The organism is Amycolatopsis jejuensis (assembly GCF_000717335.1).
Classification (GTDB): domain Bacteria; phylum Actinomycetota; class Actinomycetes; order Mycobacteriales; family Pseudonocardiaceae; genus Amycolatopsis; species Amycolatopsis jejuensis.
In genome coordinates this window covers 1-12322 of record NZ_JNYZ01000072.1, presented here as the reverse complement: position 1 = coordinate 12322, position 12322 = coordinate 1, and the positions used below count along the sequence as shown (strand labels likewise).

12 protein-coding genes are annotated in these 12322 nt (G+C 69.1%); 6 read left to right on the top strand and 6 right to left on the bottom strand.

Annotated elements, in window-relative coordinates:
• Window positions 1-107 precede the first annotated feature (107 nt).
• On the bottom strand, window positions 108-1043 hold the full coding sequence (locus tag OO71_RS45690) for an LLM class F420-dependent oxidoreductase (RefSeq protein ID WP_033296392.1): 936 nt from the start codon (window positions 1041-1043) through the stop codon (window positions 108-110).
• Window positions 1044-1068: 25 nt separating this feature from the next.
• Window positions 1069-1668, bottom strand: a complete 600-nt coding sequence (locus OO71_RS45685) for a TetR/AcrR family transcriptional regulator (RefSeq protein WP_033296394.1) — start codon at window positions 1666-1668, stop codon at window positions 1069-1071.
• A 148-nt stretch (window positions 1669-1816) separates the two neighbouring features.
• On the opposite strand from OO71_RS45685, the gene OO71_RS45680 reads away from it, so the two are divergent.
• On the top strand, window positions 1817-2338 hold the full coding sequence (locus tag OO71_RS45680) for a hypothetical protein (protein ID WP_033296391.1): 522 nt from the start codon (window positions 1817-1819) through the stop codon (window positions 2336-2338).
• Window positions 2339-2358: 20 nt separating this feature from the next.
• The gene (locus OO71_RS45675) at window positions 2359-3303 is read left to right on the top strand and encodes an oxidoreductase (protein WP_033296390.1); all 945 of its coding nucleotides are present in this window, start codon (window positions 2359-2361) and stop codon (window positions 3301-3303) included.
• Here OO71_RS45675 and OO71_RS45670 read toward each other — a convergent pair.
• Genes OO71_RS45670 through OO71_RS45655 form a run of 4 tightly spaced genes read right to left on the bottom strand, consistent with a single transcriptional unit; the run spans window position 3284 to window position 7149 of the window.
• Complete coding sequence (locus OO71_RS45670) at window positions 3284-4744, bottom strand: sensor histidine kinase (protein WP_245633984.1); 1461 nt, start codon at window positions 4742-4744, stop codon at window positions 3284-3286. The genes OO71_RS45675 and OO71_RS45670 overlap by 20 nt on opposite strands.
• Entirely contained in the window at window positions 4741-5436 is a 696-nt protein-coding gene (locus tag OO71_RS45665) for a response regulator transcription factor (RefSeq protein WP_033296389.1), read from the bottom strand. Before OO71_RS45665 ends, OO71_RS45670 begins: the two co-directional genes overlap by 4 nt.
• 34 nt (window positions 5437-5470) lie before the next feature.
• Window positions 5471-6244, bottom strand: a complete 774-nt coding sequence (locus OO71_RS45660; protein WP_033296388.1) for an ABC transporter permease — start codon at window positions 6242-6244, stop codon at window positions 5471-5473.
• On the bottom strand, window positions 6241-7149 hold the full coding sequence (locus tag OO71_RS45655; protein WP_033296387.1) for an ABC transporter ATP-binding protein: 909 nt from the start codon (window positions 7147-7149) through the stop codon (window positions 6241-6243). Before OO71_RS45655 ends, OO71_RS45660 begins: the two co-directional genes overlap by 4 nt.
• A gap of 57 nt (window positions 7150-7206) precedes the next feature.
• On the opposite strand from OO71_RS45655, the gene lipA reads away from it, so the two are divergent.
• The 4 genes from lipA to OO71_RS45635 all read left to right on the top strand — a co-directional run bounded on the left by lipA (window position 7207) and on the right by OO71_RS45635 (window position 11675).
• A complete protein-coding gene (lipA, locus tag OO71_RS45650) occupies window positions 7207-8217 on the top strand; it encodes a lipoyl synthase (protein ID WP_033296386.1) in 1011 nt (336 codons plus the stop codon).
• 36 nt (window positions 8218-8253) lie between these two features.
• Window positions 8254-8901: a DedA family protein gene (locus OO71_RS45645; protein ID WP_033296385.1), complete on the top strand. Its 648-nt coding sequence runs from the start codon at window positions 8254-8256 to the stop codon at window positions 8899-8901.
• Between the two features lie 43 nt (window positions 8902-8944).
• Window positions 8945-9814 (top strand): patatin-like phospholipase family protein, encoded by an 870-nt coding sequence (locus OO71_RS45640; RefSeq protein WP_033296384.1) that lies wholly within the window; start codon window positions 8945-8947, stop codon window positions 9812-9814.
• A 664-nt stretch (window positions 9815-10478) separates the two neighbouring features.
• The gene (locus tag OO71_RS45635; RefSeq protein ID WP_033296383.1) at window positions 10479-11675 is read left to right on the top strand and encodes a L,D-transpeptidase family protein; all 1197 of its coding nucleotides are present in this window, start codon (window positions 10479-10481) and stop codon (window positions 11673-11675) included.
• Window positions 11676-12322 lie beyond the last annotated feature (647 nt).

The window sequence follows — 12322 nt, the reverse complement described above, 5'->3', positions numbered from 1 at the left end:
GGCCCTCCCCGACCCCGATCACGGCAACCCCTGCACAACTCAGGCGTTGCAACAACCACTAGAACCCAAGCAGATTCCGTGAAGGTTCCCTTCACGGACTTGAACGCTCAGTCCAGCTGCGGGGCCACTTCCGACGCGATGAACTCGATCTGGGCCAGGTCGGACAGGTCGAGTACCTGCAGGTACAGCCGCGTGATGCCGGTCTTCTCGCGCCATTGCCCGATGCGGTCCACCACCTCCGCCGCGGTGCCTGCGAGACCGTTCGCGTGCAGTTCGTCCACCTGACGGCCGAGGGCGTCCGCCCGCCGTGCGACCTCCGCGCCGTCACGGCCGACGGCCACCACCAGCGCCACCGAGCGCAGGATTTCCTTGGGGTCACGGCCGATTGCGGTCGCCGCCGAGGCAACGCGGTCGAACTGCGCGGCGGCGGTGTCCGTGTCGACGAACGCGAGGTTGAACTCGTCGGCGAACTTCGCTGCCAGTTCCGGCGTGCGTTTCTTGCCCTGCCCGCCGACGATCACCGGCGGCGCGGGCGACTGCGCGGGCTTCGGCAGCGCGGGCGCATCGGCGAGCGTGTAGTACTTGCCGGAGAAGGAGAACGTCTCGCCCATCGGCGTCCGCCACAGGCCGGTGATCACCTCGAGCTGCTCGGCGTACCGGTCGAAGCGCTCCTTGAGCGGCGGCAGGTCGAGGCCGTACGCGGTGTGCTCGTCGTCGTACCAGCCGGCGCCGAGGCCGAATTCCACGCGCCCGCCGGACATCTGGTCCACCTGCGCGACGGAGATCGCGAGCGGCCCGGGATGCCGGAAGGTGGCCGCGGTGACGAGCGTGCCCAGCCGGATCCGCTCGGTCTCGCGGGCCAGCCCGGCCAGGGTGATCCACGCGTCGGTAGGTCCGGGAAGGCCGTCGGCGCTGCCCATCTTGAGGTAGTGGTCGCTGCGGAAGAACGCGTCGTAGCCGGCGGCTTCGGCGGTCCGCGCGACCCGCAGCAGGTCGTCGTAGCTGGCGCCCTGCTGGGGCTCGGTGAAGATCCTCAAGTCCATGCCCGCCAGCCTAACCACGGCCCGGTCAGCCTGCTTCCGGCTGGCGCAGCCGCAGCAGCATGCGCACGATCACGTCCTCGATCTCGGCGCCGACCTTCTTCGGGTCGGCCGCACCGGCGATCTCCGTGGCCGCACTCGACAGCGCACCGAAAAGCAGCCGCGCCGTGAGGTCGACCGGGACCGGCTCCACCTCGCCCGCGTCCACCAGCGACTGCAGGGCCGAGCGGACGAGCCCGAAGCTGCACTGCTCCTCGGCCTCCCGCCAGCGTTCCCAGCCCATCACCACCGGGGCCTCGTGGATCGCGATCCGCTGGTACGCCGGGTCGAGGCAGCTGCGGATGAACTCCTGCAGCCCGCCGAGCGCGCGTTCCCACGGCGTGCCGTCGCCGTTCATGATCTTGTCAAGGCGGTCGTAGACCAGGCTCTCCACGGACTCGAAGGCGGCCTCGAACAACGCCTGCTTACCGCTGAAATGGTGGTACAGCGCGCCTTTCGTGACCCGGGCACGCTTGGCGATCTCGTCGAGCGAGGTACCCGCGTACCCGCGTTTGGTGAACAGCTCCACGGCACTCTCGACCAACGCGGTACGGGTCGACTCGGAGTAGTCGAGACGGCGGGATCTGATGGACGGCAAAGACGGCACTGTCGGCACGCTCACAATCTTACGCCGAGCCGGACGGGACCATACCCATGGTATGTTGGCTGCGTCAGGTCCGTACCGGGAGTATGCCGCAAACCTGCGGTACGACCCGGGTCACGGAGGGGAGCCACACATGAGCTGGACCGACTTCTACCGGCGGCGGGAGATCCTCGAAGCCGCTGTCCGCCAAGGCAGGCGCGCGCCACGGGAGCCGCTCGCGCTGGCCGAAATCCCGGGTGCCGCCGACGTGTTCGGCACCGAAGAAAATCTCCTGCTCGCCCTGCACTACCGATGGACCCAGCTGCTCAGCGGGTACCTGCGGGCCGAACTCGCCGATCCGGACCACGCCGACGAGGCGGGCGACCAGGTCGACGCCGTCACCCGCGCGTGGCGGCAGGCGCAGCAGGACCACGAAGACCTGCGCACGCTGCTGGACGGCGCGCTGGAGCGCTGCACCGCGCTCGAACCCCTGCACCGCAGCGAGCTGCACATGCTGGCCCTCACCGCAGGCCTCGCCGAACCGGGTGAACCGGCGGCCGAGATCGCCAAGGTCGGCCAGGCCTTCGACGCTTTGGTGCGAGCGGGCGACGCGTGCCCGGTCCGCCGCCGCGGTCCGGTGGGTCACCTCATGCGGTTGCTCGCGCCGAGTGCGTGAAGGTGTAGTTAGCTGAGCGGGTGAGCCAACGCTGGACCGAGGTCGCCGACCAGACCGGGCGGACTGCCCTGATCACCGGCGCGAACTCCGGCCTCGGCCTGCGTTCGGCGGAAGTCCTCGCTGCGTGGGGTGCGCGCGTGCTGCTCGGGTGCCGGTCCGCCGAACGCGGGGCGGCCGCGCTCGAGCAGGTACGCGCCGTCGCGTCGGGGGCCGAGCCCGAGCTGGTCCGGCTGGATCTCGCGGACCTCACGTCGGTGCGCGAAGCCGCCGAAGCCGTCCGCGAGCTCACCGCCGACAAGCTCGATGTGCTGATGAACAACGCGGGTGCAATCCCGACCGCGCGAGGCCGCACCGCCGACGGGTTCGAGCTGCAGTTCGGTACCAACCACCTAGGGCCAGCAGCGCTGACCTGGCTGTTGATGCCCGCGCTGCGAGGCTCGGCGGCAGGCCGGGTGGTCGCGCTGTCCAGCGTCGCGGCCGTCGGCAGGCACCTGCATCTGGACGACCCGAACGCCGAACACCGCCCGTATCACGCCCCGGCGGCGTACGGGCACGCGAAACTGGCCAGCCAAACGTTCGGCGTGGAGCTGGATCGCCGCCTGCGCGCGGCGGGCTCCCCGGTGCTGAGCGTGCTCGCCCACCCCGGATACAGCGCGACCGACCTGATCACGAACATGGCCGACTCGTTCCGGAATCCCTTGTTACGCAATACTTCCCGGAAGATCACCCAGCTGGGTAACAGCTTGCTCGGCCAGCGCGTGGAGCAAGGTGCCCTGCCCCAGCTGTACGCCGCAACGGCACGAGAGGTCGAAGGCGGCGACTACCTCGGCCCGGACAGCTGGTTCGGCTTCCGCGGCAACCCGGCGAAGGTACGCACCCTCGCCGCAGCCCGCGACCCCCGCACTGGCGCCGCGCTCTGGGACCTCACCGCCGAACTGACCGGCATCACTCCCGATCCACACTGAAATCCAGCAACGGCAACACAACCCGGAAACACGCACCCTCCCCCACCGCGGTTTCCAGCTCCAGCTCACCCTCATGCGCCCTCGTCAGAGACCGGGCAATCGCCAGCCCGAGCCCCGCCCCAGCCGTCTGAGTCCGCGCCCGGGAACGGTCCGCGCGATAAAACCGGTCGAATACCCGTTCCGCTTGCGACGCAGTCATTCCCGGGCCTTCGTCGGCCACTTCCAGCACCGCTCGCCCAGCCACCGTCCCTACGCCGATCCGCACCGCAGTGCCCGGTGGCGTGTGCGTCGCAGCATTGCCGACGAGATTCGTGACGACCTGCCGCAACCGCGCCTCGTCGGCGTTCACCGGCGCCGGACCGGGTCCGCCCTCGCCGCCGGGACCGGTCAGCTCGATCGGCCGCGACGGATCGAGCGCGCGCAGGGCATGCCGGGCGTCTCCGGCGAGCGTGCGCAGGTCCATCGGCGCACGGTCGAGCTGCGCTTCGGGGGCGTCGTCGAGCTGCGCGAGCAGGAGCAGGTCTTCGGTGAGCGCGGTGAGCCGCACGGCTTCCCGGTCGATCCGGCGCATGGCTTCGTCCACATCGGACTGCTCGGGCAGCGCACCCATCCGGTACAGCTCGGTGGTGCCCTTGATGCCGAACAGCGGCGTACGCAGTTCATGGCTGACATCCGCGAGGAACGTCCGCATCCGCGCCTCGGACGCAGTCCGGTCGGCGAAGGCACGTTCCAGCTGCCCGAGCATCGTGTTGAGCGACGCCGCCAAATGCCCGATTTCCGTTCCTGGCGCGGCAATTCCGGGTACCCGGCGGCTGAGGTCACCTCCGGCGATCGCGGCGGCGGTGTGTTCGATCCGGCGTAACGGACGCAGCCCGCGGCGCAGCGCGAACCACCCGGCGCCGGTCAGCAGCACGAGAAGCACGGACCCGGTGACCACGCTGGTGACCCGCAGCCGCGAGATCAGCGCATCCGCCTCGGTGAGCGGAGCGGCCGCGATCACGGTCCCGCCGGGCGACGGCGCCGCGACCGCCCGCCAGCGTTCCGAACCGTCCGCGGCCCGCAGGTCGACCGGCTTGCCATCCGCCCGGACCGACCGCAGATCCTCGTGCGAGGGCAGGGTTTCCGCCGCCACCCGTGACGAATGGATCCCACCGGTCACCGCGCCGCTCGCGTCCAGATAGACGACATACGGAGCCCCGATGAGATCCAGCGCCGGGTCCAGCAACGCCGTCCGGCCGTCGCTTTCCAGCAGCCGGCCCGACGGCACCCGCGCGACCAGCTCGGTGAAACCACGCAGCTGGGTGTCGATCCGGTTGACCTGGTAGCGCTCCAGGTTGTCCGAGACGACGGCGCTGATCAGCGTGAGCCCGGCCAGCAACAGCCCCGCGGTGATCAGCAAAAGGCGGGTACGCAACGACATCCCGCGCAGCGGATTCCTCACCGCCGCGGCTCCCGCATCACGTAACCGACCCCGTGCACCGTGTGGATCAGCTTGGGCTCGCCGATGTCGACCTTGCGCCGCAGGTAGGAAATGTAGGTGTCGACGATGCTGGCGTCACCGCCGAAGTCGTACTGCCACACCCGGTCGAGGATCTGTGCCTTCGACACCACGCGTCCGGCGTTCTCCATCAGGTACCGCAGCAGCCGGAACTCGGTGGCGGAGACGCGGACCGGCTGCCCGGCCCGCGTCACCTGGTGCCCCTCCGCGTCGAGCACGAGCTCGCCCACTGTCACCACCTCCTGGTGTCCCTGCGTGCGCCGGAGGATCGCGCGGATGCGGGCGATCAGCTCCTCCAGGTCGAACGGTTTGGTCACGTAGTCGTCGGCGCCCAGCGACAGGCCGGCGACCTTGTCGGCCTGCCGGTCGCGAGCGGTGAGGAACAGCACCGGCACCGGCCCGCTCCGGCCGGACGGATGCCGTTCCCGCAGCCGCCGGGCGACCTCGAAGCCGTCCGCGTCCGGCAGCATCACGTCGAGCAGCACCAGGTCAGGCGGCTCCTCGGCGGCTGCGGCGACCGCCTCGCCCGCGGTCGCCGCGGAGCTCACCTGAAACCCGGCGAACCGCAGCGCCGCGGACAGCAGCTCGCGCACGGTGGCCTCGTCGTCGACCACCAGCAGCCGCGCGGATGTCATCCCAGCCATGGGCGTCAGCGTACGGAGAGCACGGTCACACGTCCCGCCGGCGGAACGCCGCGAAAGCGGCAACCAGCACCGCGGCCACGATGGCGTACAGGCCGACGAGGTTGAGCCACGGATTCGGGAACGCCGGGTCGGGGGTGACGGAGAAGATCGCCGCCGCGCCCTTGGACGGCCAGAACGTGAACAGCCACTGCAGCCAGTCCGGGAAGAGGGCCGAGACGACAGGCACCAGCAGCACGATCCCGACCAGCGCGGCCAGCGCTCCCGCGGTCGCCCGGACCAGGGTGCCGAGACCGACCGCAAGCAGCGCGATCGCGGCAAGGTACAGCCCGCCGCCCACCACGGCGCCGAACACCCCGGGATCACCGAGACTCACGTGCGGTACCTGCTGTCCGGCGAGAAACCCTTGTCCGATCAGGAAAGCAGCGAACATCAGCACCTGACCGGCCACCACGGCGATCGAGGCAGCGAGCAGCACCTTGGCCGCGAGCAGCCGCGACCGCCTCGGCGTAGCGGTGAGCGAGGACTGGATCAGCCCCGTCGCGTACTCCGACGTGACCACGAGAACGCCCAGCACCCCGATGATCAGCTGCGCGATCAGGAAGGACTTCAGGCTGAGCGCGGTCGGGTCCCAGGTCGCCCGTTCCGCGACCGTCGCCCGCGCGTAGTCGGCGCCGGCCGAAGCGGTCGACAGCGCCGTGATCCCGATCCCGGCGGCGAACAGCCCGGCCAGGGTGTACCAGGTGGAACGCAGGCTGCGGAGCTTGATCCACTCCGACCGGAGCGAGCCGGCGATGTTCATGCGGAGACCCCCTGATACTCGATGCTGTCCTCGGTGAGCGCGAGGAACGCGTCCTCGAGGGACACCTGCTGCGGCGTGAGCTCGCTGAGCGCGACCCCGTGGTAAGCGGCCAGTTTCCCGACGTCGCCGCTGGTCAGGCCGGACACGACCAGCGCGCGCCCGGCGGTGTCCCGAACGGTGGCCCCAGCGGCGAGGAGGTGCCGCGTGAGGCCGTCCGGATCGGAGGTGCGTACGAGCACGGTCCCCTCCTGGCCGACCAGGTCGTTCGTGGCGGTGTCGGCGAGCAGCTTTCCCCTCCCGATGACCACGAGGTGGTCGGCGGTCTGCGCCATCTCGCTCATGAGGTGGCTGGACACCAGCACCGCGCGGCCCTCGCGGGCGAGCGAGCGCATGAAGTCCCGGATCCAGCGGATGCCTTCGGGGTCGAGGCCGTTGACCGGTTCGTCGAAAATCAGCACCTGCGGGTCGCCGAGCAGCGCCGCCGCGATGCCGAGCCGCTGCCGCATGCCGAGCGAGAACCCACCTGCCTTGCGCCCGGCCACACTCTCCAGGCCGGTCCGCGCGAGCACGTCGTCGACCCGGCGTCGCGGCAGCCGGTTGCTCGCCGCCAGCGCGAGGAGGTGGTCACGGGCTTTGCGGGCCCCATGCACGGCACCTGCGTCGAGCAGCGCGCCGACCTCGGTGAGCGGCACCGGCAGGTCCCGGTAGCGCAGGCCGCCGATCGTCACCGACCCGCGGGTCGGGGCGGCCAGGCCGGTGATCATCTTCAGCGTCGTCGATTTGCCGGCCCCGTTCGGCCCGAGGAACCCGGTGACCTGCCCGGGTTCGACGGTGAAGGAGAGGTCGTCCACCACGGTGTCGGGCCCGTACCGTTTCGTGAGCCCACGTACTTCGATTGTTGTCATGACGGCGAGCGTGCCGGGCCCGGCCGGGCGAATCCGCAGAGCTTCTGGGAGAACCCTGTGTGTTCGCGGCCGCCGGCGGCTCGGTTCCGTCCGCTGTTGCGGCTTGAGGTGCGTAACAGTGAGACGCCGATTGAGAAGAAGCCGTCGTGGATCAAGACGCGGGTGCGGATGGGTCCGGAGTTCACGGAGCTGAAGGGCTTGGTCCGGCGTGAGGGTTTGCATACGGTGTGTGAGGAGGCGGGGTGTCCCAACATTTACGAATGCTGGGAGGACCGGGAAGCGACCTTCTTGATTGGTGGGGATCAGTGCACGCGGCGGTGTGATTTCTGTCAGATCGATACCGGGAAACCCGTGGCGCTGGACCGGACCGAGCCGCGGAAGGTCGCGGAGTCGGTGCAGGCGATGGGGTTGCGGTACTCCACCATCACCGGGGTCGCGCGGGATGACCTGCCTGATGGCGGAGCGTGGTTGTACGCCGAGACCGTCCGGCAGATCCATGCGTTGAACCCGGGTACCGGTGTCGAGTTGCTGATCCCGGATTTCAATGCGGAGCCGGGGCAGTTGGGTGAGGTGTTCGGGTCGGGGCCGGAGGTGTTGGCGCATAACGTGGAGACGGTGCTGCGGATTTTCAAGCGGATCCGCCCCGGGTTCCGCTACGCCCGCTCCCTGGAAGTCTTGACCCGGGCGCGGGAGGCCGGGCTGGTGACGAAGTCGAACCTGATCCTCGGGATGGGGGAGACCCCGGACGAGGTCACGGCGGCGTTGCAGGATTTGTTCGATGCGGGTTGTGAGATCGTCACGATCACCCAGTACCTGCGGCCCTCGCCCCGGCATCATCCGGTGGATCGGTGGGTCAAGCCGGAGGAGTTCGTCGCGCACGCCTCGACCGCGGAGGAGATCGGGTTCCCGGGTGTGATGGCCGGGCCGTTGGTGCGGTCCTCGTACCGCGCGGGCCGGTTGTATGCCCAGACCAAGGCCCATCGGGGCGAGGACCTGCCTGACAACCTGGCCCACCTCACCGCCGAAGGACCCGCCGCCCAAGAAGCCAGCAGCCTGCTCGCACGGTAGAAACCCCCGATTCCCAAGAATCGGTAAAGTAACCTTGTGGCTTTGGTAACGGACGTCCTCGACTGGCTTCAGGCACTGCCGCAGCCCGGTCTCGTCGCCGCAGCAGGCGGGCTCGTGTTCGCCGAATGCACGATCGGGCTCGGCTTCATCGCCCCCGGCGAGTCGGGGCTGCTGATCGCGGCGACCACGGCGACGTCCGTGCCGAGGTTTCTCACGCTGTGGGCGGTCGTCACGGTGTGCGCCGCGCTCGGCGATTCGGTCGGGTACGCGCTCGGCCGCAAGTTCGGGCCACGGCTGCGTGAGACGAAGCTCATCCGCAAATACGGCCTCGACGCCTGGGACCGCGCCGCCGGCGTCCTCGAACGCCGCGGCGCATGGGCGGTGTTCTTCGCCCGTTTCCTACCCGTGCTGCGGACGCTCACCCCGGCCGCCGCCGGGGCGTCGAACCTGCCGTTCCCGAAGTTCCTGCCCGCAACGGCCGCGGGCGCGTTCTGCTGGTCACTCGTGCACATCAGCCTCGGCGCCGCACTGGGTGAAGCCGCAAAGCAGGTCGAGAGCGCGCTGAACACCGGGTTCCTGGTGGTGGCCGCGGTGATCGTCGGTGTGCTGGTGTTATATTTGCTGCGCCTGAAGAAACGCAAGGCCCTCGCCGCCCCGCGCGAGGAGGAACCGGCCCGCGAGTGAACTCACCCGCCTGAGGACGCCTTCGCTCACTACATTCGGCGGTATGCAGGCACTGGATCTCCCGCGGCCGGTCGCATTCGTCCTGGGCGGAGGCGGCAGCCTCGGCGCGCTGCAAATCGGCATGCTGCGCGCACTGGACGAGGTGGGCGTGACCCCGGACCTGGTGGTCGGCACGTCGGTCGGCTCGCTGAACGCCGCCGTACTGGCCCTGCCGGGCGGCTCCCGCCTCGAGCGGCTCCGGGACATCTGGGCCCACATGACCCGCGCCGAGGCGTTCCCCGGTGGCGTGCTCAGCCAGGTCAGGACTCTCCGGCACAGCAAAACGCACCTCTTCCCGAACACCGGCCTCGCCAAAATCATCGACGACCACCTGGGCCCCGGCCGTCACTTCGAAGACCTGGCCCTGCCACTGGGCGTCGTGACGACCGACGTCGAGACCGCCTCGCCAGTCCTCGTCCGCTCGGGCCTGTTGAAAGCGCCGCTACTGGCGAGCTGCGCCATCCCCGGCATCTACCCCCCGGTGGAACACGAAGGCCGCCAGCTCTACGACGGCGGCCTGGTGGCCAACGTCCCGATGCGCCAGGCGCTTTCGATGGGCGCGAAGTCGCTGGTCGTCCTGGACTGCGCTTTCCCCGGCAAAATGCCCGGCGCCCCGCGCACGTTCGCCGAGGTGATGATGTTCACCGCCATGATCAGCATGCGCAACCAGGCAGTACTGGAAGCCCCGATCGCCGCCAGGGAGGCCCCGGTGGTCTACCTGCCGGGGCCAGCACCGGTCCGGGTAAGCCCGCTGGATTTCTCCCGCACTGACGAGCTGGCCGCCGAGGCTTATACGTCTGCTCTGGATCATGTAAAGGAGCTGACCATCGACGGCCCTGGACTGTACGGCGCACCGGGGTTGCTGGTGCCCTGACGGATGCGGGTGGATTGGTGCGCCTTGCCACTCGGCGGGGTTCTCTGCCCGGCACTCCGGCTCACCCAGTCCGCGGCCCGATCATCCGGCTCACCCACCGTCTCCGGCCCAACTCCCCTGGCCAAGCGACGTCACTCTCTCCAGCATCCGGCTGTGCCGCAGCCCACCGCTCCGCCCGGCCTCCGTCCTCCCCGGCTACACCTGCGACCCACCGCTCTCGGCCCACCACCCCGACTTCCGCCGCCGACGCTCCTCGCCGACCGGGCCTGCACCTGAGACCCACCCGCTCCCGACCCACCCGTCTGTGGCCAGCGCACCCCGGGCTGACTCCCGTCTCCGGCGCTCCCACCGGACCCTCAACACCTGGCTCGCTTCTCCGGCCCGCCCTGCCGTAGCGAGCCCGCCTCCGGCTCGCCTTCCACCGCCGACCCACCGGCCGTTCCTTCGCCCGGCCCCTCACCTTCCACCGCCGACCCACCGGCCGTTCCTTCTCCCGGCCCCCGAAGCTGGCTCCCCAACCTCCCGCAAGCCCACGAACACCCGTTTTCCCGCGGCCGTGATCCACCTCACCCCACTGCACCCATCCACCGTTCGGAGCGTCTTTCCGATCGCGTAGTTTTGCAGTTGAAGCCCGCCGGTCCGCGATCCTCACAAAAGAGACATAATGTTCCCGAAGAAGACTTTCTTTCCGCTTGCCGGAATTCTCGCCGCCGTTTTGCTGCTTTCGGCTTGTTCGTCCGGCGATAGTGCCGACAACGCCGCGCCCGGTGCGCCGGGCGGTTCGAGCCAGGCCGCGATTCCGGTTTCGGTGTCGATCGAGCCGGCCGACGCGTCCGGGATCAGCCCGAGCACACCCATTGTCGTCAAGGCGGCCAACGGAAAGCTCACCGACGTCACGGTCACGAACGCAAAAGGCAAGGCGGTCGCGGGAAAGCTCGCGCCGGACGGGCTCAGCTGGACCACCACCGACGTCCTCGGCTACGGCGGCACGTACCAGATCAAGGCGCATGCCCAAGGCGCAGACGGCAAACAGGTCGAAAAGGACGGTCAGGTCACCACGCTCACGCCGAAGAAGCAGGCGAACGCGAACCTCATCCCGGCACCGGGTGCGGTGAAGAGCACCGGCGTCGGAGTCGGTCAGCCGATCGTGTTCAGTTTCGGCACCGCGGTGAAGAACAAGGCTGCCGTGGAAAAGGCGCTCACCGTCGAGTCCGCACCCAAGCAGCAGGGCAGCTGGTATTGGATGGACGATAAAAATGTCCATTATCGGCCGAAAGAATATTGGCAGCCGGGAACCACACTCACGGTCACCGCAAAGATTTACGGCGTCGATTTCGGAAATGGCGTGTACGGCGCGGACGATCGCACCGAAACGTACAAAGTGCACGATTCCTGGATTGCCAAAGCCGACGGCAACAGCGAGCAGATGCAGATCTTCCACAACGGCCAGATGGTGAAGTCCATGCCGATCTCGATGGGCAAGGACGCCACTCCCACGCACCTCGGCCCGCACGTGGTCTCGGACAAGCAGGCGAACTACACGATGGACTCCTGCACGTACGGCGTGTGCCCGCCGGACCCGAAGGCGTACCGCTCGAACGAGAAGTGGTCGGAACGCATCTCGAACGACGGCGAGTTCGTCCACGAGAACCCGAACAGCGTCGGCCAGCAGGGAAGCTCCAACGTCTCGCACGGCTGCATCAACCTGAACGCCGCGAACGCCCAGTGGTTCTTCCAGAATTTCGGCCTGGGAGACGTCGTGGAGGTCACCAACTCGGGCGGCCCGCAGCTCCCGGTGTGGGACCTGTACGGCGACTGGTCGAAGTCCTGGGCCGACTGGCAGAAGGGCTCGGCTCAGTAAGCCGGTCTCGAGGGTTTCGCGAGGGAGGTGCCGGAGCTTCGTGCTCCGGCACCTTTTTCGTCAGCGAACCCCGGCAGCCCTGTTGACCCCACATGCCGCGCACGGATGAGTTTGCCGTGGCAGTCTCTTTCGCGGGATTCGCCTTGGGCTGGGTGGAAGGGTGCATAGCAACCGCGGACGAACGAAATCCGCTTCTGCACCTAATCGCCTTGCCGATTCCCCTGGGTTGCCGAGGTCCTGGGGTTGCCGGGTGGCTGGGGGCGCCCCGCGGGCTGGGTGGTCAGGTGGCTGGGTTGCCGCTTCCCTGGGTAGCCGCGGGTTGCCGATTCCCCTGGGTTGCCAGGGTGCTCGGGTTGCTGGGTTGCTGGGTTGCCAGTGCTGGGGTTGCCGGGTGGGAGGCTGCGGCAGGGTTGCCGGACCGGAAGCAGGGCCCGGAAGCTGTTACCGGGTGCTGGACCAGGCCCGGGCCCCGGCCGGAACGCCGACGGCGGGCAGGCGAAAGGGCCCAGCCCACGCTCGGGCTGGCCCACTGTTCTGGCCGCAGACAAAAAAAGGCTGGGCCCCGGGAGCACCCCCGTGTGTGGGGGTTCTCGACCGGGGCCCAGCCCTGATGTTGAGTTCGGCGGTGTCCTACTCTCCCACAACCC